Origin of the sequence: Pseudomonas sp. 02C 26, from assembly GCF_002843585.1 — a bacterium.
Lineage (GTDB): Bacteria > Pseudomonadota > Gammaproteobacteria > Pseudomonadales > Pseudomonadaceae > Aquipseudomonas > Aquipseudomonas shirazensis.
The window spans coordinates 4,381,223-4,402,666 of sequence record NZ_CP025262.1 but is presented as its reverse complement, the minus strand read 5'-3'; the positions used below and the strand labels follow the sequence as shown (position 1 = coordinate 4,402,666).

The window sequence follows — 21,444 nt, the reverse complement described above, 5'->3', positions numbered from 1 at the left end:
GAATCACAAGAATCAGGTTCCGCTTTAGAGGGACTGCCAGAAGCAGACCCGCTAAGCAGATCATGAGGCGCATACCCGCGCCGACTTGTAACACCCCGCAACGCGTTACCTCGCGCTGGGTGGGAAAACCCCGCAACACTCTGGGGCGCTCCCAATACTTGCTCAGTCAGTGCTGACGTTCGCTCGTGCTCTGCTTGGCAGTAAACCTATTAAGACCCGTCCATCAGGGACGGTATTCTGGCGTTTTAGAGGTGAACAACGTGGAGCTTTTATCTGGCGCTGAGATGGTCGTCCGCTTCTTGCGTGACGAAGGCGTTAAGCACATCTACGGGTACCCTGGCGGTGCTCTCCTTCATGTATACGACGCGCTGTTCAAAGAGCCGGAAGTCGAGCACATCCTGGTTCGTCACGAGCAGGCTGCAACCCACATGGCTGACGGCTATGCCCGTGCCACCGGCAAGGCTGGCGTAGTGCTGGTGACTTCCGGCCCGGGTGCAACCAATGCCATCACCGGTATTGCCACCGCGTACATGGACTCGATTCCGATGGTGATCCTGTCGGGCCAGGTGCCTAGCACCATGGTCGGCACCGACGCCTTCCAGGAAACCGACATGATCGGTATTTCCCGGCCGATCGTGAAGCACAGCTTCATGATCAAGCATGCCTCGGAAATCCCCGAAGTCATGAAAAAGGCCTTCTACCTGGCGCAATCCGGTCGTCCTGGCCCGGTCGTGGTCGACATTCCAAAAGATATGACCAACCCGGCCGAGAAGTTCGAGTACGTCTATCCGAAGAAGGTCAAGCTGCGTTCCTACAGCCCGGCCGTACGTGGTCACTCGGGGCAGATCCGCAAGGCAGCCGAGATGATCCTCGCCGCCAAGCGTCCGATCGTCTACTCCGGGGGTGGTGTGATCCTCGGTGGTGGCTCCGAGACCCTGACCGAGATCGCCAAGTCGCTGAACCTGCCGGTTACCAACACCCTGATGGGCTTGGGTGGCTTCCCCGGTACCGACCGCCAGTTCCTCGGCATGCTCGGTATGCATGGCAGCTTCACCGCCAACCAGGCGATGCACCATGCCGACGTGATCCTGGCTGTCGGCGCGCGTTTCGATGACCGTGTGATCAACGGCCCGGCCAAGTTCTGCCCGAATGCCAAGATCATCCACATCGACATCGACCCGGCGTCCATCTCGAAAACGATCAAGGCCGACGTGCCGATCGTGGGTCCAGTCGACAGCGTGCTCAGCGAGATGCTGGCGATCTTCAAGGAAATCGGTCAGCAGCCTGAAAAGGCCGCGCTGGATGCCTGGTGGAAGCAGATCGACGAATGGCGTGGCGACCGCGGCCTGTTCCCTTACGACAAGGGCGACGGCAGCGTGATCAAACCGCAGACCGTGATCGAAACCCTGTGTGAAGTGACCAATGGCGATGCTTACATCACCTCCGATGTCGGCCAGCACCAGATGTTCGCTTCGCAGTATTACCGCTTCAACAAGCCGAACCGCTGGATCAACTCCGGTGGCCTGGGCACCATGGGCTTCGGCTTCCCGGCGGCGATGGGCATCAAGCTCAACTTCCCCGATCAGGACGTGGCCTGTGTGACCGGCGAAGGCAGCATCCAGATGAACATCCAGGAGCTGTCTACCTGCATGCAGTACGGCCTGCCGGTGAAGATCGTCAACATGAACAACGGTGTGCTGGGCATGGTTCGCCAGTGGCAGGACATGGCCTACAACGGCCGTCACTCGCATTCGTATGTCGAATCGCTGCCGGACTTCGTCAAACTGGTCGAGGCCTATGGCCACGTCGGTATCCGCATCACCAGCCTCAAGGACCTCAAGCCCAAGCTGGAAGAAGCGTTCGCCATGAAAGACCGGCTGGTGTTCATCGATATCGCGATTGACCGCACCGAGCACGTCTACCCGATGCAGATCAAAGACGGCTCGATGCGCGACATGTGGCTGAGCAAGACGGAGCGTACCTGATATGCGGCACATCATTTCCCTGCTGCTGGAAAACGAACCCGGTGCCTTGTCTCGCGTGGTCGGCCTGTTTTCCCAACGCAACTACAACATTGAAAGCCTGACCGTGGCGCCGACCGAGGACCCAACCCTCTCGCGCCTGACCCTGACTACCGTTGGTCATGACGAGGTGATCGAGCAGATCACCAAGAACCTGAACAAGCTGGTAGAAGTGGTGAAGCTGGTCGACCTGTCGGAGAGCGCGCACATCGAGCGCGAATTGATGCTGGTCAAGGTCAAGGCAACCGGCGCCCAGCGCGCCGAGATCAAACGCACCACGGATATTTTCCGTGGGCAGATCGTCGACGTCACCGCCAGTGTGTATACCGTGCAACTGAGCGGCACCAGTGACAAGCTGGACAGCTTCATCCAGGCGATCGGCACTGCATCGATTCTCGAAACCGTGCGCAGCGGCGTTACCGGCATTGCCCGTGGCGACAAAGTGCTCAGCGTCTAACTTAAACAAATAGCGATGGCTCCGCAGGGGCCGAGATCTAACAGGGGTATTTCATGAAAGTTTTCTACGACAAAGACTGCGACCTTTCCATCATCCAGGGTAAGAAAGTCGCCATCATCGGCTACGGTTCGCAAGGCCACGCTCAGGCATGCAACCTGAAAGACTCCGGTGTAGACGTAACTGTCGGTCTGCGTAAAGGTTCGGCTACCGTTGCCAAGGCAGAAGCTCACGGCCTGAAAGTGGCTGACGTGGCTTCGGCTGTCGCTGCTGCCGACCTGGTCATGATCCTGACCCCGGACGAATTCCAGGGCACTCTGTACAAGACCGAAATCGAGCCGAACATCAAGAAAGGCGCCACCCTGGCCTTCTCCCACGGCTTCGCGATCCACTACAACCAGGTCGTGCCACGTGCTGACCTCGACGTGATCATGATCGCGCCGAAGGCCCCAGGTCACACCGTGCGTTCCGAGTTCGTCAAAGGCGGCGGCATCCCTGACCTGATCGCTATCTACCAGGACGCCTCGGGCAACGCCAAGAACGTTGCACTGTCGTACGCTGCAGGCGTCGGCGGCGGCCGTACCGGCATCATCGAAACCACCTTCAAGGACGAGACTGAAACCGACCTGTTCGGCGAGCAGGCTGTTCTGTGTGGCGGTACCGTCGAGCTGGTCAAAGCCGGTTTCGAAACCCTGGTTGAAGCTGGCTACGCGCCAGAAATGGCCTACTTCGAGTGCCTGCACGAACTGAAACTGATCGTTGACCTCATGTACGAAGGCGGTATCGCCAACATGAACTACTCGATCTCCAACAACGCCGAATACGGTGAGTACGTGACTGGCCCTGAGGTCATCAACGCCGAATCGCGTCAGGCCATGCGCAACGCTCTGAAGCGCATCCAGGACGGCGAATACGCCAAGATGTTCATCTCCGAAGGTGCTACCAACTACCCATCGATGACCGCCAAGCGTCGTAACAACGCCGCCCACGGTATCGAAGTGATCGGTGAGCAGCTGCGTTCCATGATGCCTTGGATCTCGGCCAACAAAATCGTCGACAAGACCAAGAACTGAGTCTTTGCGATGAGATGAAAAACGCGGCTTAGGCCGCGTTTTTTCGTTTAAGCGGCGCGCTTCTGGTATAAAGCGACCAGTGGCTTGCCGTCAGTTTGTGCTTCGCAAGCCTGTATCGAACATTTTCCAATCAAGGTAATTTTCATGAGCGAACGTCCCGAAGAGCCGAACACGCCCTCCGACGCCGAAAGCCTGCTACCTGTAGATGAGCACGTTGAAGAAGGGCATGACGCCGAAGGGCGCAAGGTCCGTCACCGCGGTATCTACCTGCTGCCCAACCTGTTCACCACGGCCAACCTGTTCGCCGGCTTCTACTCGATCATCAGCTCGATCAGCGCGCAGAGCGCCATGAGCGCAGGTGACCCGCGCGAGGCGAGCAAGTACTTCGCCTTTGCCGCTATTGCCATTTTCGTGGCCATGGTGCTCGACGGCCTGGATGGCCGGGTAGCACGCATGACCAACACCCAGAGCGCATTCGGCGCTGAGTACGACTCGCTGTCGGACATGGTCGCTTTCGGCGTGGCGCCGGCGCTGCTGGCATTCGGCTGGGCACTGGGTGACATGGGCAAGGTCGGCTGGATGGTTGCTTTCATCTATGTCGCTGGTGCTGCCCTGCGTCTGGCACGCTTCAACACCCAGGTCGGCACTGCTGACAAACGTTACTTCATCGGCCTGGCCAGCCCGGCTGCGGCAGGCGTGGTGGCGGGTACCGTATGGGCCTTCAGCGATTTCGGCATTCAGGGCTCGAAGCTGTCGTTCCTGGTGGCGCTGCTGGTGGCGGCTGCGGGCATGCTGATGGTCAGCAACGTCAAGTACAACAGCTTCAAGGAACTCGACCTGCGTGGGCGGGTGCCGTTCGTGGCGATCCTTGCAGTGGTGCTGGTGTTTGCCGTGGTATTCAGCGACCCGCCGCGCATTCTGCTGTTGATCTTCCTCGGTTATGCCGTGTCGGGCCCGGTGCAGTATCTGCTGCGGGTACGTCGGCAAAAAAACTGAAGTTGATTTAATGACGGAATAACCTTCCGGCTCCATAGTCTTACGGGTACATCAGTTGCCCGTACTGTGGAGCCGTTATGCTCATCAAGATCGCTCGTCCATCCGACTGCAAAGCGTCGGAGATCACCCCTGAAGGTATCTACCTTTCTCGCCGTACCATGCTGGGTGCTTCCCTGGCGGGTGCCGCCGTGGCCGCATTGCCTGGCGTTGCGCTTGGCGCCGAGCCTTCGCGCTATGCCGATGTCGAACCTGGCGCCGCGCCGGGCTGGTTCAAGGACAAGCTCGGCGCTACCCGGTGGGGCGCGGTGACGGTCGAGAACGAGGCGATCACGCCGTTCAAGGACGCCACCCACTACAACAATTTCTATGAATTCGGCACCGACAAGGGTGATCCAGCCGCGAATGCCGGCAGCCTGAAAACCGAGCCGTGGAGCCTGGTGGTGGATGGCGAGGTGGCCAAGCCAGGGCGCTATGCGCTGGAAGACTTCGTCAAACCCTATCAGCTGGAAGAGCGCATCTATCGGCTGCGCTGCGTCGAGGCCTGGTCGATGGTGATCCCGTGGTTGGGCTTTAGCCTGGCGCAGGTGCTCAAGCAGGTCGAGCCGACTTCGAAGGCGCGCTACCTGCGTTTCGAAACCCTGCAGGACCCAAAAGTCATGCCCGGCCAGCGCTCATCGTTTGCCTTGATCGACTGGCCCTACGTGGAAGGCCTGCGCCTGGACGAGGCGATGAACCCCTTGGCGATTCTTGCGGTGGGCATGTATGGACGTGAACTGCCTAACCAGAATGGTGCGCCACTGCGGCTGATCGTGCCGTGGAAGTACGGCTTCAAAAGCATCAAGTCGATCGTGCGCATCAGCCTGGTGGCGGAGCAGCCGCAAACTACCTGGGAGCGCCTGGCGCCGACCGAGTATGGCTTCTATGCCAACGTCAACCCGACGGTCGATCATCCACGCTGGACTCAGGCCCGTGAGCGGCGGCTGCCGAGTGGCCTGTTCAGCCCGAACGTGCGCGACACCTTGATGTTCAACGGCTATGGCGATGAAGTCGCGTCGTTGTACAGCGACCTTGATCTGCGGAAGAACTACTGATGCGCTATCCCTGGTTGCGCCTGGGCATCTTTGTGCTGGGCTGCCTGTTCCCCAGCTGGTGGCTGTATGAGGCGGCGACCAACCAGCTCGGCCCGGACCTGGGCAAGATCATCATGGACCGGTTGGGCCTGGGGGCGCTGATCTTCCTGTTGATCACCTTGAGCATGACGCCACTGCAGCGGCTTACAGGCTGGTCGGGGTGGATCGTGATCCGCCGGCAACTGGGGCTGTGGAGCTTTGCTTATATAGTGCTGCACATGATCACCTACATGGTGTTCATCCTCGGCCTGGACTGGGGGCAGTTCGGCGTTGAGTTGCGCAAGCGGCCGTACATCATTGTCGGTGCGCTGGCCTTCCTCGGCTTGCTGGCCTTGGCGCTGACTTCCAATCGTTACAGTCAGCGGCGCCTGGGTGCGCGTTGGAAGAAGCTGCACAAGCTGGTGTACGTGATTCTTGGGCTGGGTTTGCTGCATTTCCTGTGGATCGTGCGTTCGGACCTTAAAGAGTGGGCGATCTATGCCTCGATCGGCGCATTGCTGTTGCTGCTGCGGGTTCCGCTGGTGGCGCGGCGCGTTCCGCGGTTGATCGGCAGGCGAGGCAGGGCGGTGTGAGAGTCTTGCTCCAGTGATATTGCACAAAGCTGAAATTAACGGTTGACGGGTTTCTGTAAGCGCTTATAATGCGCCCCACTTCCAGCGTAGTTGGAGCGGAAAACTCCTTGAGTTTCAAAGAGTTAGAAGTTTTAGAGGTGCTGCAAGGGCTTCGATCGAAAGATCGCCAGCGGTGAAAAAGGCAGTTGACAGCAGGTTGTAAAGCTGTAGAATTCGCCTCCCGCTACGAGAGATCGCAAGCGAGTCAAGTGTTTGAAGTTGAACGAGTTTCTCGCAAAATACTTCGAAATAAACGCTTGACAGACACAGAGGAAAGCGTAGAATGCGCGCCTCGGTTGAGACGAAACGCTCAACCAACCGCTCTTTAACAAATTGAATCAAGCAATTCGTGTGGGTGCTTGTGAGTACGGTTTGATAGTCGCCAAGATTATCAGCATCACAAGTGGCCGCATGAGAAATCATAGTAGTCATTTGAGATTGCTGAGCCAAGTTTAGGGTTTCTTAAAAACCCAAGCAGTATTGAACTGAAGAGTTTGATCATGGCTCAGATTGAACGCTGGCGGCAGGCCTAACACATGCAAGTCGAGCGGATGAGAAGAGCTTGCTCTTCGATTCAGCGGCGGACGGGTGAGTAATGCCTAGGAATCTGCCTGGTAGTGGGGGACAACGTTTCGAAAGGAACGCTAATACCGCATACGTCCTACGGGAGAAAGCAGGGGACCTTCGGGCCTTGCGCTATCAGATGAGCCTAGGTCGGATTAGCTAGTTGGTGAGGTAATGGCTCACCAAGGCGACGATCCGTAACTGGTCTGAGAGGATGATCAGTCACACTGGAACTGAGACACGGTCCAGACTCCTACGGGAGGCAGCAGTGGGGAATATTGGACAATGGGCGAAAGCCTGATCCAGCCATGCCGCGTGTGTGAAGAAGGTCTTCGGATTGTAAAGCACTTTAAGTTGGGAGGAAGGGCAGTAAGCGAATACCTTGCTGTTTTGACGTTACCGACAGAATAAGCACCGGCTAACTCTGTGCCAGCAGCCGCGGTAATACAGAGGGTGCAAGCGTTAATCGGAATTACTGGGCGTAAAGCGCGCGTAGGTGGTTTGTTAAGTTGGATGTGAAAGCCCCGGGCTCAACCTGGGAACTGCATCCAAAACTGGCAAGCTAGAGTACAGTAGAGGGTGGTGGAATTTCCTGTGTAGCGGTGAAATGCGTAGATATAGGAAGGAACACCAGTGGCGAAGGCGACCACCTGGACTGATACTGACACTGAGGTGCGAAAGCGTGGGGAGCAAACAGGATTAGATACCCTGGTAGTCCACGCCGTAAACGATGTCAACTAGCCGTTGGAATCCTTGAGATTTTAGTGGCGCAGCTAACGCATTAAGTTGACCGCCTGGGGAGTACGGCCGCAAGGTTAAAACTCAAATGAATTGACGGGGGCCCGCACAAGCGGTGGAGCATGTGGTTTAATTCGAAGCAACGCGAAGAACCTTACCAGGCCTTGACATGCAGAGAACTTTCCAGAGATGGATTGGTGCCTTCGGGAACTCTGACACAGGTGCTGCATGGCTGTCGTCAGCTCGTGTCGTGAGATGTTGGGTTAAGTCCCGTAACGAGCGCAACCCTTGTCCTTAGTTACCAGCACGTTATGGTGGGCACTCTAAGGAGACTGCCGGTGACAAACCGGAGGAAGGTGGGGATGACGTCAAGTCATCATGGCCCTTACGGCCTGGGCTACACACGTGCTACAATGGTCGGTACAGAGGGTCGCCAAGCCGCGAGGTGGAGCTAATCTCACAAAACCGATCGTAGTCCGGATCGCAGTCTGCAACTCGACTGCGTGAAGTCGGAATCGCTAGTAATCGCGAATCAGAATGTCGCGGTGAATACGTTCCCGGGCCTTGTACACACCGCCCGTCACACCATGGGAGTGGGTTGCACCAGAAGTAGCTAGTCTAACCTTCGGGAGGACGGTTACCACGGTGTGATTCATGACTGGGGTGAAGTCGTAACAAGGTAGCCGTAGGGGAACCTGCGGCTGGATCACCTCCTTAATCGAAGACATCAGCCTGCTGATGAGCTCCCACACGAATTGCTTGATTCACTTGTATAAAGACGATGCTGTAACGTGACCCTGTTATAGGTCTGTAGCTCAGTTGGTTAGAGCGCACCCCTGATAAGGGTGAGGTCGGCAGTTCAAATCTGCCCAGACCTACCATTGCAGATACACGGGGCCATAGCTCAGCTGGGAGAGCGCCTGCCTTGCACGCAGGAGGTCAGCGGTTCGATCCCGCTTGGCTCCACCATTTTGCTTCACGCTTCACAGCTTGTCAGAACTTAGAAATGAACATTCGTTGATGAATGTTGATTTCTGACTTTTGTCAGATCGTTCTTTAAAAATTCGGATATGTGATAGAAATAGACTGACATGCACTTTCACTGGTGTGTGATCAGGCTAAGGTAAAATTTGTGAATGCTCGAAAGGGCAGTACGAATTTTCGGCGAATGTCGTCTTCACAGTATAACCAGATTGCTTGGGGTTATATGGTCAAGTGAAGAAGCGCATACGGTGGATGCCTTGGCAGTCAGAGGCGATGAAAGACGTGGTAGCCTGCGATAAGCTTTGGGGAGTCGGCAAACAGACTGTGATCCAGAGATCTCTGAATGGGGGAACCCACTCAGCATAAGCTGAGTATCTTGTACTGAATACATAGGTGCAAGAGGCGAACCAGGGGAACTGAAACATCTAAGTACCCTGAGGAAAAGAAATCAACCGAGATTCCCTTAGTAGTGGCGAGCGAACGGGGACCAGCCCTTAAGTTGGTTTGAGATTAGTGGAACACTCTGGAAAGTGTGGCCGTAGTGGGTGATAGCCCCGTACACGAAAATCTCTTATCAATGAAATCGAGTAGGACGGAGCACGAGAAACTTTGTCTGAACATGGGGGGACCATCCTCCAAGGCTAAATACTACTGACTGACCGATAGTGAACCAGTACCGTGAGGGAAAGGCGAAAAGAACCCCGGAGAGGGGAGTGAAATAGATCCTGAAACCGTATGCGTACAAGCAGTGGGAGCCTACTTTGTTAGGTGACTGCGTACCTTTTGTATAATGGGTCAGCGACTTATATTCAGTGGCGAGCTTAACCGAATAGGGGAGGCGTAGCGAAAGCGAGTCTTAATAGGGCGTTTAGTCGCTGGGTATAGACCCGAAACCGGGCGATCTATCCATGGGCAGGTTGAAGGTTGGGTAACACTAACTGGAGGACCGAACCGACTACCGTTGAAAAGTTAGCGGATGACCTGTGGATCGGAGTGAAAGGCTAATCAAGCTCGGAGATAGCTGGTTCTCCTCGAAAGCTATTTAGGTAGCGCCTCATGTATCACTGTAGGGGGTAGAGCACTGTTTCGGCTAGGGGGTCATCCCGACTTACCAAACCGATGCAAACTCCGAATACCTACAAGTGCCGAGCATGGGAGACACACGGCGGGTGCTAACGTCCGTCGTGAAAAGGGAAACAACCCAGACCGTCAGCTAAGGTCCCAAAGTCATGGTTAAGTGGGAAACGATGTGGGAAGGCTTAGACAGCTAGGAGGTTGGCTTAGAAGCAGCCACCCTTTAAAGAAAGCGTAATAGCTCACTAGTCGAGTCGGCCTGCGCGGAAGATGTAACGGGGCTCAAACCATGCACCGAAGCTACGGGTATCACCTTTTGGTGATGCGGTAGAGGAGCGTTCTGTAAGCCTGTGAAGGTGAGTTGAGAAGCTTGCTGGAGGTATCAGAAGTGCGAATGCTGACATGAGTAACGACAATGCGAGTGAAAAACTTGCACGCCGAAAGACCAAGGTTTCCTGCGCAACGTTAATCGACGCAGGGTTAGTCGGTCCCTAAGGCGAGGCTGAAAAGCGTAGTCGATGGAAAACAGGTTAATATTCCTGTACTTCCGATTGTTGCGATGGAGGGACGGAGAAGGCTAGGCCAGCTTGGCGTTGGTAGTCCAAGTTTAAGGTGGTAGGCTGGGATCTTAGGCAAATCCGGGATCCCAAGGCCGAGAGCTGATGACGAGTTGCCTTTAGGCGACGAAGTGGTTGATGCCATGCTTCCAAGAAAAGCTCCTAAGCTTCAGACAATCGGGAACCGTACCCCAAACCGACACAGGTGGTTAGGTAGAGAATACCAAGGCGCTTGAGAGAACTCGGGTGAAGGAACTAGGCAAAATGGCACCGTAACTTCGGGAGAAGGTGCGCCGGCGAAGGTGAAGGGTTTACCCCGTAAGCTTTTGCCGGTCGAAGATACCAGGCCGCTGCGACTGTTTATTAAAAACACAGCACTCTGCAAACACGAAAGTGGACGTATAGGGTGTGACGCCTGCCCGGTGCCGGAAGGTTAATTGATGGGGTTAGCGCAAGCGAAGCTCTTGATCGAAGCCCCGGTAAACGGCGGCCGTAACTATAACGGTCCTAAGGTAGCGAAATTCCTTGTCGGGTAAGTTCCGACCTGCACGAATGGCGTAACGATGGCGGCGCTGTCTCCACCCGAGACTCAGTGAAATTGAAATCGCTGTGAAGATGCAGTGTATCCGCGGCTAGACGGAAAGACCCCGTGAACCTTTACTATAGCTTTGCACTGGACTTTGAATTTGCTTGTGTAGGATAGGTGGGAGGCTTTGAAGTGGGGACGCCAGTTCTCATGGAGCCATCCTTGAAATACCACCCTGGCAACTTTGAGGTTCTAACTCAGGTCCGTTATCCGGATCGAGGACAGTGTATGGTGGGTAGTTTGACTGGGGCGGTCTCCTCCCAAAGAGTAACGGAGGAGTACGAAGGTGCGCTCAGACCGGTCGGAAATCGGTCGTAGAGTATAAAGGCAAAAGCGCGCTTGACTGCGAGACCCACACGTCGAGCAGGTACGAAAGTAGGTCTTAGTGATCCGGTGGTTCTGTATGGAAGGGCCATCGCTCAACGGATAAAAGGTACTCCGGGGATAACAGGCTGATACCGCCCAAGAGTTCATATCGACGGCGGTGTTTGGCACCTCGATGTCGGCTCATCACATCCTGGGGCTGAAGCCGGTCCCAAGGGTATGGCTGTTCGCCATTTAAAGTGGTACGCGAGCTGGGTTTAGAACGTCGTGAGACAGTTCGGTCCCTATCTGCCGTGGACGTTTGAGATTTGAGAGGGGCTGCTCCTAGTACGAGAGGACCGGAGTGGACGAACCTCTGGTGTTCCGGTTGTCACGCCAGTGGCATTGCCGGGTAGCTATGTTCGGAAGAGATAACCGCTGAAAGCATCTAAGCGGGAAACTTGCCTCAAGATGAGATCTCACTGGGATCTAGAATCCCCTGAAGGGCCGTCGAAGACTACGACGTTGATAGGTTGGGTGTGTAAGCGCTGTGAGGCGTTGAGCTAACCAATACTAATTGCCCGTGAGGCTTGACCATATAACACCCAAGCAATTTGCTCATGCAGGTTGCGGTGGTGAAGACGAAACGCTGAAGATTCGTACACAAACATCACATATCCGAATTTGCTGGGCCGTTCATCTGGACGTTCTGGCTACAGAATTTCTTGACGACAATAGAGCATTGGAACCACCTGATCCCATCCCGAACTCAGTAGTGAAACGATGCATCGCCGATGGTAGTGTGGGGTCTCCCCATGTGAGAGTAGGTCATCGTCAAGATTCATTTCGCAAAACCCCTATCTGCGCGAGCAGGTAGGGGTTTTGTCTTTTCCGGCCGAGCACGGTTCCTTGTAGGAGCGGCCTTGTGTCGCGAAAGGGCTGCGTAGCGGCCCCAGATCTCAGCTTCGCAGCCGATATTGCCGGGCCAGCTATGCTGGCCTTTCGCGACACAAGGCCGCTCCTACGCGAGCGCGATGCTCGGCCATGATATGGTTCCTCCCCAGGACGAACGCCTTTCAGAGAGAGCGCAATGGCAGATACCCGCTTGCACCCCGGCTTCATGATTGTTCACGGCAACCGCCTGGACGACCTGCGCAGCCTGGTGGTGAGTATGATGCGCCGCTTCCCTCTGGCCCCGTTGGAAAACGAAGTCGCCCTGGTGCAAAGCAATGGCATCGCCCAATGGCTGAAACTCGCCCTGGCCGAAGACCCACAAGACGATGACAGCGGCGGCTGTGGCATCGCTGCCGCCATCGATGTGCAATTGCCCGGTACCTTCATGTGGCAGCTGTACCGCAAGGTGCTCGGCCGCGACGAAATCCCTGAAGTATCCCTGCTCGACAAGGCCCCACTTACCTGGCGCCTGATGCGCTTGCTGCCGGCGCTCATCGAGCGCCCGCACTTCGAGCCGCTACGGCGCTTTCTGACTGACGACAGCGACCTGCGCAAGCGCTACCAGCTGGCCGAGCGTCTGGCTGACCTGTTCGACCAATATCAGGTCTACCGCGCCGACTGGCTGCAGGATTGGGCAGCCGGTAAGCATGTTCTCAACACCGCCCGCGCCCAGCGCAAGCCACTGGCTGCCGGCAACTGCTGGCAGGCCGAACTGTGGCGGGCGTTGCTCGAAGATGTCGGCCAGGCCGGTATGGAGCAGAGCCGTGCCGGCGTGCACCAGCGCTTTATCGAGCGTATGAACAGCCTCGAGCAGCCGCCCAAGGGCCTGCCAGCGCGAGTCATCGTCTTTGGTATCTCGTCCCTGCCGGCGCAGGCACTCGAGGCTCTGGCGGCGTTGGCCCGTTTCAGCCAGGTGCTGCTTTGCGTGCACAACCCATGTCGTCACCACTGGGGCGATATCGTTGCCGACAAAGACCTGCTCCGCCACCAGTACAAGCGCCAACAGCGCAAGCAGGGCATGCCCCTGCAACTGGACGACGAGAGCTTGCACCAGCATGCCCACCCGCTGCTGGCTGCCTGGGGCAAACAGGGCCGTGACTACATCAACCTGCTCGACAGCTACGACGACCCTGCCAGTTACCTTGGCGTGTTCAACGAAGGCCGCATCGACCTGTTCAGTGAGGCCCAGCCAGGCAATCTGCTCAACCAGTTGCAGGATGACATTCTCGAGTTGCGGCCGTTGGCCGAAACCCGCGAAGTCTGGCCAGCGGTGGACCCGACCAAGGACCGCTCGGTCAGGTTTCACATCGCCCATAGCGCCCAACGTGAAGTCGAGATCCTCCACGACCAACTGCTGGCCCGCTTCAGCGCCGATCCTACTCTGCGCCCGCGCGATATCATCGTCATGCTGCCGGCCATCGATGACTACGCCCCGCATATCCGCGCGGTGTTCGGCCAGCTCGATCGCCACGACCCGCGCTATATCCCGTTCACCCTGACCGATCAGGGCCAGCGTGGCCGTGACCCTTTACTGATCGCTCTTGAGCATCTACTCAAGCTGCCCGACAGTCGCTTTGCCGTTAGTGAGGTACTCGATCTGCTCGACGTGCCCGCACTGCGCGCGCGCTTCGCCATTCAGGAAAGCGACCTGCCGACTCTGCATCGCTGGATCGAAGGCGCCGGCATCCGTTGGGGCCTGAGTGCCGCCCAGCGCGCCAGCCTCGGCCTGCCCGAAGGGCTGGAGCAGAACAGCTGGCGGTTTGGCTTGCGCCGGATGCTGCTCGGTTACGCAGTGGGCGTAGGCGAGGGCTGCGATGGCATCGAGCCCTACGACGAGATCGGCGGCCTCGATGCCGCCTTGATCGGGCCGCTGGTGGCGTTGCTCGATGCGCTTGATGTGGCCTGTGTCGAGCTCGCTCAAGCGGCAACAGCAGTCGAGTGGGGCGAGCGCCTGAATGCACTGCTGCAGGTGTTTTTCCTGGCCGAAAACGAGCATGATGAGTTTCTTCTGGTACAGCTTCAGGACCTACGCGACACCTGGCTGCAAACCTGCGATACGGTCGCCCTGCACGAGCCACTACCACTGACGGTAGTGCGCGAGGCGTGGCTGTCAGGTCTCGATCAAGGCAAACTTTCGCAACGCTTTCTCGCCGGCTCAGTAAACTTCTGCACGCTGATGCCGATGCGAGCGATCCCCTTCCGGGTGGTCTGCCTGCTGGGCATGAACGACGGCGATTACCCACGAGCCCAGCAGCCGCTGGATTTCGACCTGATGGCCAGTGACTACCGCCCAGGCGACCGCTCGCGTCGTGAGGATGACCGCTACCTGCTGCTCGAAGCCCTGCTGTCTGCCCGCGACCAGCTGTATGTCAGCTGGGTAGGGCGCAGCATCCGCGACAACAGCGAGCGGCCGGCCTCGGTCCTGATCGGCCAGTTGCGCGATCACCTGGCCGCCGGTTGGCAAGTCGCCAACGCCAAGCCAGGCCTGCGCGAAGACGCCGGCCAGCAACTGCTGCACGGCCTGACTCAGGAGCACCCGCTGCAGCCTTTTAGCCAGCGCTACTTCCAGAAAGGTAGCCCGCTGTTCAGTTACGCCCATGAGTGGCAACTGTTGCATCAGGCCGAGGCTGCCACACCGCCCGCAGACGACACGCTAGCGCCCTACGTCAATGACGAGCCGCTGAGCCTGACCCAACTGCAGGACTTTCTGCGTCACCCGGTGCGGCATTTCTTCCGCCAGCGCTTGAAGGTGTTCTTCGAGTCACTCGAGGCACCGACCCCGGACGAAGAACCGTTCGTGCTCGACGCACTGCAGCGCTACGGCCTCAGCGAAAGCCTGCTGGATGCCGCCCTGGCTGACCCAGGCAACGCCGAATCGGCCCTGTACGCCCAGGCGCGCCGCCTGCAAGGCCATGGCCTGCTGCCGTTGGCCGGTTTTGGCGAGATCCTCCAGGCCGAGCTGATCGAGCCCCTGCCCAATCTGCTGCAACGTCATCGACACCTGCTGCAACGCTGGCCGAGCCTGGTCGAAGGCGCGCTGCCGATTCACTTCGAGCATGGCCGCGAGCGCCTGCAAGGCTGGCTTGGGCGGGTGTATCAGGCGGCCGACCAAAGCCTGCTGAGCATCACTACCATCCCCAACACCATCAGTGCCGGGCGTAACAACCTCAAGCGCCATCGGCTGATTCCGACCTGGGTCATGCACCTGGCTGGCTGCGCTGCCGGCTACCCGCTGCACAGTGCACTGGTGGCCAGCGACCTGACCCTGCTGCTGGAACCTTTGCCACAGGCTGAGGCCAGTGAGCGGCTTGCTGATCTGCTGGTCGCACGCCAGGCCGGCATGAACGCGCCGCTGCCGGTGGCGGCCAAGACCGCCTTCGCCTGGCTCGGCCAGGACGACCCGGACAAGGCCTTGGCCGCTGCCGCCCGGGCCTACGAAGGCGACGGCCAGAACAGCTTTGGCGAACGCAGCGAAAGCCTCGCCCTGGCGCGCCAGTTCCGCGACTTCGCCGCACTGAGCGCCGATGAAGCCTTCGAAGGCTGGTGTGAAGCCCTGTACCGCCCCCTGTTCGCCGCGCCCTGGCAAACCCAGGGCAATCCGGAGAGTGCCGCATGACCCAGGCCCGCCCCTTGGCCTTGAGCTTCCCGCTGCATGGCAGCCAGCTGATCGAAGCCAGCGCCGGTACCGGCAAGACCTTCACCATCTCGGCGCTGTACCTGCGGCTGATCCTCGGCCATGGCGATGCGCACGGCTTTGGCCGCGAGCTGTTGCCGCCGCAGATCCTCGTGGTGACCTTTACCGATGCGGCCACCAAAGAGCTGCGTGAGCGCATTCGTATGCGACTGGCCGAAGCCGCACGGTTCTTCCGTGACGAGCTGGCCGACGCCGACCCGCTGCTGCAGATGCTCCGTGCCGACTACCCGGCAGAGCTCTGGCCACGTTGCGCCAGCCGCCTGGAGGTGGCCGTACAGTGGATGGACGAAGCCGCCGTGTCGACCATTCACGGATGGTGCCAACGGATGCTGCGCGAACACGCCTTCGACAGCGGCAGCCTGTTTACCCAAAGTCTTGAGACCGATCACAGCGAACTGCTCGGCCAGGTCATGCGCGACTACTGGCGGCGCTTCTGCTATGGCATGCGCGGCGAGTCCCTGAACTGGGTACGCGGCAACTGGGTCAGCCCCGATGCCTTGTTGCCGCGCCTGCGTCCGCTGTTTGGCCGTGTCGCCAGCAGCGCCGATGATATCGAGCCGCAGGCACTGATCGAGACCACTCTGGAGCAACGCGCGCAGCAGCTGTGCCAGCTCAAGGCGCCTTGGGGCGTCTGGGCCGACGAGTTGCAGCAGATCTGCCACGCGGCGGTTGCGGCCAAGCACGCTGATGGGCGCAAGCTGCAGGCGCGTTACTTCGAGCCGTGGTTCGAAAAACTGCGCGCCTGGGCCGGTGATGATCAGGTCCTCGAACTGGATCTGGGCACTGGCTTCACCCGCCTGACTCCAGCCGGCATGGCCGAAGCCTGGAAGCAGGGTGACCCACCCGATCACCCGGCCCTGCGCGCCATGGAAACCCTGCGCCAGCAGCTACAAGGCCTGGCCAGCCCCGAAGTGCCTTTGCTCGAGCATGCCGCCAGTTGGGTGTCGGCACGCTTCGAGCAGGAGAAGCGCCGGCGCGCCGAAATGGGCTTCGACGACATGCTCCTGCGCCTGCAGCACGCGCTCAATCAGGAGTCCGGCGAACGCTTGGCCGCGCTCATCCGCGAGCAGTTCCCGGTCGCCCTGATCGACGAATTTCAGGACACCGATCCGGTCCAGTACGGCATCTTCGAGCGCATCTACCAGATCAGTCAGAACCACGCCGAAACCGGCCTGTTCATGATCGGCGACCCGAAGCAGGCGATCTACGCTTTCCGCGGTGCCGACATCTTTACCTACCTGGCGGCCCGCCGCGCCACTGCCGGGCGCCTGCACAGCCTGGACACCAACTATCGTTCCAGCAAAGCCATGGTCAGTGCGGTCAACCGCCTGTTCCTCGCCGCAGAAGGGCGTAGCAGTGGCCGCGGCGCATTCCTGTTCCGTGAGGGGCAAGACAATCCCTTGCCGTTCATCGAGGTCCACGCCAAGGGCCGCAGCGAGCAACTGCTGATCAACGACCAGCCATCCGCCGCGCTGCATTGCTGGCGGCTGGACAGCGACGAACCGGTGTCCAGCACCCTCTATCGTCAGCAACTGGCCGCCAGCTGCGCCAGCCATATCGTCGGGCTGCTCAACGGTGGTCAACAGGGCGTCAGTGGATTCAGAAAAACCGATGGCAAACTCAAGGCGTGCCTGCCTTCGGATATCGCCATCCTTGTGCGCGACGGTCGCGAAGCGCAGCTGGTCCGCGCCGAGCTGGCAGCGCGCGATGTGCGCAGTGTGTACCTGTCGGACAAAGACTCGGTGTTCGCCGCCCAGGAGGCGCACGACCTGCTGGCTTGGCTCAAGGCCTGCGCCGAACCCGACTCCGAGCGCCTGCTCAAGACCGCCTTGGCCAGCCCGACCCTCGAGCAGTCACTGCTTGAACTCGAGCGGCTGAACCAGGACGAGCGGGTCTGGGAAGACTGGGTCATGCGCTTCCGCCAGTACCGCGAAACCTGGCAGCGCCAGGGCGTATTGCCGATGCTGCGGCGCCTGCTGCATGACTTCGAACTGCCGCGCCGGCTGATTGCCCGCAGCGACGGCGAGCGGGTGCTGACCAATTTGCTGCACCTGGCCGAACTGCTGCAGCAGGCCGCTGGTGAACTGGATGGCGAGCAAGCCTTGATCCGCCATCTGGGCGAGAACCTGGCCGGCTCCGGGCAGGCGGGCGAAGAGCAGATCCTGCGCCTGGAGAGCGACGAGCAACTGGTCAAGGTCGTGACCATTCACAAGTCCAAGGGCCTTGAGTATCCGTTGGTGTATCTGCCGTTCATCTGCACCAGCAAGCCGGTCGATGGCCAGCGCCTGCCGCTGATCTGGCACGACAGCGACGGCCACGCGCACCTGACCCTGACACCCGACCAAGAGCAGATCGAGCGCGCCGATGATGAGCGCCTGGCCGAAGATCTGCGCTTGCTCTACGTCGCCTTGACCCGCGCCCAGCATGCCTGCTGGCTCGGTGTCGCCGACCTCAAACGCGGTAACCAGAAACACTCGCTGCTGCATCGCTCGGCCCTGGGCTATCTGCTCGGCGGCGGCCTGCCGCTGGCCTCGTCGGCACAGCTGGCCGAGTGGCTGCAAAGCCTGCAAGCGAGCTGCGCGGATATCGTCTGTGAAGAGCTGCCCGGCGCAGACGAACAGCGCTATCTGCCCCCACAAGATGGTCACGAGCTGATTGCTGCGCGCAAGCCACGCCGAGCTGCGGCAGAGAACTGGTGGATCGCCTCCTACAGCGCCCTGCGCGTGGGCGACCAGAGCCTTGCCGGTGACAGCTCGCTGGCCCAGCAGCTGACCGATGACGAGCGCATCGATGCCCAGCAGTTGCGTGATATCCCGGCTCAGAGCGGCGACATTCATCGCTTCCCACGCGGGCCCAATCCCGGCACCTTCCTGCACGGTCTGCTCGAGTGGGCCGGGCGTGAGGGCTTCGCCGAAGTCAGCCAGCAGCCTCAGCTCATCGAACATACGGTCGGCCAACGCTGCAACCGGCGGGACTGGAAAGGCTGGATTCCGGGCCTCACCGAGTGGCTGCAGCATCTGCTGGTCGAGCCGCTGCCGTTACATGGCGAGGATCGCCAATTGACCTTGGCGCACCTGCAGCAGTATCAGATCGAGATGGAATTCTGGTTTGCCAGTCACAAGGTCGATGTCATCGAGCTTGATCAGCTGGTGACCCGGCATACCCACGGCGGCGCCGCGCGTGCCGCCGCCGAGCCGAGCCAGCTCAACGGCATGTTCAAAGGTTTTATCGACCTGGCCTTCGAGCTGGACGGCCGTTATTACGTGACCGACTACAAATCCAACTGGCTCGGCCCGGACCTGCACAGCTACAACGCGCTGGCCATGGAACAGGCGATTCTCGATCACCGCTACGACCTGCAGTACGTGCTCTACCTGCTCGCGCTGCACCGCCAGTTGCGCGCGCGCATGCCCGACTACGATTACGACCGCCATGTCGGCGGTGCGCTGTTCATCTTCCTGCGTGGCGCCAGCCGGGCAGGCCACGGGGTGTATTTCAGCAAGCCGCCACGTGAGCTGATCGAAGCCCTCGATGCCCTGTTCCGCGGTGCCCCGGTGCCGGCACAGCAGGACCTGTTTGCCGGAGCCGCGCCATGAGCCGCCGCCTTGAAGACCTGTTGCCAACCCCCCTGCAAGCCGAGCAGCTGGCTGCCCTGGCGCCGCTGCAGAGCAGCCATGACCTGCTGATCCTGCTCGACCGCTGGGTTGAGCGCGGCTGGCTGCGCGCGCTCGACCGCGCACTGGTGGGTTTTCTTGAAGAGCGTGCGCCCGGCAGCGATCCGCTGCTGTTGCTCGCCGCTGCCCTGGCCAGCCACCAGTTGGGTCACGGGCATGTCTGCCTGGACCTCGGCCAGACCCTGGCCGAGCCGGACTTCGCCCTGTCGCTGCCACCGGAAGGTGATGCCCTCGACGGGCCATTGCTGCTGCCATCCCAACTGCTGACCAAGCTCGATCAGCACACCTGGTGCGAGCGCATCGCGGCCAGCCCGCTAGTGGCCACTGGCAATACGCCGGGGCACAGCGCGCGACCACTGGTCCTCAGCGGCTTGCGCCTGTACCTGCGCCGCTACTGGAGCTACGAGCGGCAGATCGACAACGCGCTGCGCCAGCGCCTGGCAGCGGATCAAGTCATCGCGCCAGCGCTGCCGGAACGGCTTGAGCAACTGTTCAAGGGGGGCGCGCCGCAAGGCCAGGTCGACTGGCAGAAACTCGCCTGCGCCTTGGCTACCCGCGCCTCGTTCAGCATCATCACCGGCGGCCCCGGCACCGGCAAGACCACAACAGTGGTGCGCCTGCTGGCACTGCTGCAAGGGCCTGCGGTGGAGCAGGGCAGGCCGCTGCGGATTCGCCTGGCAGCGCCCACCGGCAAGGCCGCTGCGCGCCTGACCGAGTCGATTGGCCAACAGGTCGAGTTGCTTGAGGTCAGCGCTGAGGTCCGCCAGCAGATTCCGACCGACGTCAGCACCGTGCACCGCTTGCTCGGCAGCCGCCCGGGCTCGCGCCATTTCCGCCACCATGCTGGCAACCCGTTGCCACTGGATGTGTTGGTGATCGATGAAGCATCGATGATCGACCTGGAGATGATGGCCGTGTTGCTCGACGCCTTGCCGCCATCGGCGCGGCTGGTGCTACTGGGTGACAAGGACCAGTTGGCCTCGGTCGAAGCCGGTGCAGTGCTCGGTGACCTGTGCCGCGACGCCGAGGAGGGTTTCTATTCGGCGGCCACCCGCGCCTGGCTGGAGCAGGTCGGCGGACAGTCCCTGCAGGACAGCGGGCTAACCCCCGGCGACGCCGAGCAGCACCCACTTGCGCAGCAGGTGGTGATGTTGCGCCACTCGCGGCGTTTTGGTGAAGGCAGCGGGATCGGTCAGCTGGCCCGCCTGGTCAACCGCCAGCAAGCTCAGGCGGCGCGCGAACTGCTGACGCAAAAGCTCGACGACGTGCACGGCCTGTCGCTGCAAGGCGAGCATGATCGACGCTTCGACAGACTGCTGCTCGATGGCCTTGATCGCGGCACCGACGGCCCACAGGGCTACCGCCATTACCTGCGCAACATCGGTCGCCTGCGCCCCCCGCCCGCGACCGCAGCAGACGACCCGCGCTGGGAGCAGTGGGCCGGCCAGGTGCTGCGAAGTTTCGAGGAGTTCCAGCTGCTCTGTGCTGTACGCAAGGGGCCGTGGGGCGTGCAGGGTCTGAACGAGCGCGTCACCCGCGTGCTGCACAACGCTGGTCTGATCGACAGTCAGCAGCCGTGGTACGAAGGCCGGCCGGTGCTGGTCACCCGCAACGACTATGGTCTGGGCCTGATGAACGGCGATATCGGCATTGCCCTGCGCCTGCCCGACGAGCGCGGCGTCGCCTTGTTGCGCGTGGCCTTTGCGCGTAACGACGGCAGTGGCGGGGTGCGCTTCGTGTTGCCCAGCCGGCTCAATGAAGTCGAAACCGTCTATGCCATGACCGTGCACAAGTCGCAGGGCTCGGAGTTCAGCCACACCGCTCTGGTGCTGCCGGACACGCTCAATCCGGTGCTGACCAAGGAGCTGGTATATACCGGCATCACCCGCGCCAAGCACTGCTTCAGCTTGATCGAGCCGCGTGCGGGAGTATTCGAGGAGGCGGTTGAACGCCGCGTGCGGCGCATCTCCGGCCTGATGTTGGAGCAAGGCTGACGTTCTGCCGCAGCGGCAATATGCTATCGTTGCGGCA

General features: G+C 59.9%; 10 protein-coding genes, 2 tRNA genes and 3 rRNA genes. 14 read left to right on the top strand and 1 reads right to left on the bottom strand.

Going from position 1 to position 21,444, the window contains the following annotated elements; genetic code table 11:
• The first annotated feature begins 260 nt into the window (after nt 1–260).
• From CXQ80_RS20065 to msrQ, 6 genes are all read left to right on the top strand, one after another.
• A complete protein-coding gene (locus CXQ80_RS20065; protein ID WP_101323108.1) occupies nt 261–1,985 on the top strand; it encodes an acetolactate synthase 3 large subunit in 1,725 nt (574 codons plus the stop codon).
• 1 nt (nt 1,986) lies between these two features.
• Nucleotides 1,987–2,478 carry an acetolactate synthase small subunit gene (gene ilvN, locus CXQ80_RS20060; protein ID WP_101322126.1) on the top strand — a complete coding sequence of 164 codons (492 nt, stop codon included), beginning with the start codon at nt 1,987–1,989 and terminating at the stop codon, nt 2,476–2,478.
• A gap of 53 nt (nt 2,479–2,531) precedes the next feature.
• Entirely contained in the window at nt 2,532–3,548 is a 1,017-nt protein-coding gene (gene ilvC, locus CXQ80_RS20055) for a ketol-acid reductoisomerase (RefSeq protein ID WP_101322125.1), read from the top strand.
• Between the two features lie 144 nt (nt 3,549–3,692).
• A complete protein-coding gene (pssA, locus tag CXQ80_RS20050; protein ID WP_101322124.1) occupies nt 3,693–4,544 on the top strand; it encodes a CDP-diacylglycerol--serine O-phosphatidyltransferase in 852 nt (283 codons plus the stop codon).
• A 77-nt stretch (nt 4,545–4,621) separates the two neighbouring features.
• On the top strand, nt 4,622–5,635 hold the full coding sequence (gene msrP, locus CXQ80_RS20045; RefSeq protein ID WP_101322123.1) for a protein-methionine-sulfoxide reductase catalytic subunit MsrP: 1,014 nt from the start codon (nt 4,622–4,624) through the stop codon (nt 5,633–5,635).
• Nucleotides 5,635–6,246, top strand: coding sequence for a protein-methionine-sulfoxide reductase heme-binding subunit MsrQ (gene msrQ, locus CXQ80_RS20040; protein WP_101322122.1), 612 nt, complete (start codon nt 5,635–5,637; stop codon nt 6,244–6,246). Before msrP ends, msrQ begins: the two co-directional genes overlap by 1 nt.
• 114 nt (nt 6,247–6,360) lie before the next feature.
• Here msrQ and CXQ80_RS24770 read toward each other — a convergent pair whose 3' ends face one another.
• The gene (locus CXQ80_RS24770; protein WP_157831767.1) at nt 6,361–6,717 is read right to left on the bottom strand and encodes a hypothetical protein; all 357 of its coding nucleotides are present in this window, start codon (nt 6,715–6,717) and stop codon (nt 6,361–6,363) included.
• Nucleotides 6,718–6,767: 50 nt separating this feature from the next.
• On the opposite strand from CXQ80_RS24770, the gene CXQ80_RS20035 reads away from it, so the two are divergent.
• From CXQ80_RS20035 to recD, 8 genes are all read left to right on the top strand, one after another.
• Nucleotides 6,768–8,304: ribosomal RNA gene (locus tag CXQ80_RS20035) — 16S ribosomal RNA — on the top strand.
• Between the two features lie 87 nt (nt 8,305–8,391).
• Nucleotides 8,392–8,468, top strand: a tRNA-Ile gene (locus CXQ80_RS20030).
• A 12-nt stretch (nt 8,469–8,480) separates the two neighbouring features.
• Nucleotides 8,481–8,556, top strand: a tRNA-Ala gene (locus CXQ80_RS20025).
• Between the two features lie 240 nt (nt 8,557–8,796).
• Nucleotides 8,797–11,689: ribosomal RNA gene (locus tag CXQ80_RS20020) — 23S ribosomal RNA — on the top strand.
• Nucleotides 11,690–11,815: 126 nt separating this feature from the next.
• Nucleotides 11,816–11,931, top strand: a 5S ribosomal RNA gene (rrf, locus tag CXQ80_RS20015).
• Together the 16S, 23S and 5S rRNA genes with 2 tRNA genes alongside form the textbook arrangement of a ribosomal RNA operon.
• A 250-nt stretch (nt 11,932–12,181) precedes the next feature.
• A complete protein-coding gene (recC, locus tag CXQ80_RS20010) occupies nt 12,182–15,661 on the top strand; it encodes an exodeoxyribonuclease V subunit gamma (protein ID WP_101322121.1) in 3,480 nt (1,159 codons plus the stop codon).
• Nucleotides 15,658–19,335, top strand: a complete 3,678-nt coding sequence (gene recB / locus CXQ80_RS20005; RefSeq protein ID WP_101322120.1) for an exodeoxyribonuclease V subunit beta — start codon at nt 15,658–15,660, stop codon at nt 19,333–19,335. The genes recC and recB overlap by 4 nt, the downstream gene beginning before the upstream one ends.
• Nucleotides 19,332–21,407, top strand: a complete 2,076-nt coding sequence (gene recD, locus CXQ80_RS20000; protein WP_101322119.1) for an exodeoxyribonuclease V subunit alpha — start codon at nt 19,332–19,334, stop codon at nt 21,405–21,407. The genes recB and recD overlap by 4 nt, the downstream gene beginning before the upstream one ends.
• Nucleotides 21,408–21,444 lie beyond the last annotated feature (37 nt).

Excerpts from the sequence above, each read along its gene's own strand:
- ilvN (WP_101322126.1), top strand. The coding sequence starts at position 1,987 with ATGCGGCACATCATTTCCCTGCTGCTGGAAAACGAACCCGGTGCCTTG.
- ilvC (WP_101322125.1), top strand. The coding sequence starts at position 2,532 with ATGAAAGTTTTCTACGACAAAGACTGCGACCTTTCCATCATCCAGGGT.
- pssA (WP_101322124.1), top strand. The coding sequence starts at position 3,693 with ATGAGCGAACGTCCCGAAGAGCCGAACACGCCCTCCGACGCCGAAAGC.
- msrP (WP_101322123.1), top strand. The coding sequence starts at position 4,622 with ATGCTCATCAAGATCGCTCGTCCATCCGACTGCAAAGCGTCGGAGATC.
- msrQ (WP_101322122.1), top strand. The coding sequence starts at position 5,635 with ATGCGCTATCCCTGGTTGCGCCTGGGCATCTTTGTGCTGGGCTGCCTG.
- CXQ80_RS24770 (WP_157831767.1), bottom strand. The coding sequence starts at position 6,717 with ATGACTACTATGATTTCTCATGCGGCCACTTGTGATGCTGATAATCTT.
- recC (WP_101322121.1), top strand. The coding sequence starts at position 12,182 with ATGGCAGATACCCGCTTGCACCCCGGCTTCATGATTGTTCACGGCAAC.
- recB (WP_101322120.1), top strand. The coding sequence starts at position 15,658 with ATGACCCAGGCCCGCCCCTTGGCCTTGAGCTTCCCGCTGCATGGCAGC.
- recD (WP_101322119.1), top strand. The coding sequence starts at position 19,332 with ATGAGCCGCCGCCTTGAAGACCTGTTGCCAACCCCCCTGCAAGCCGAG.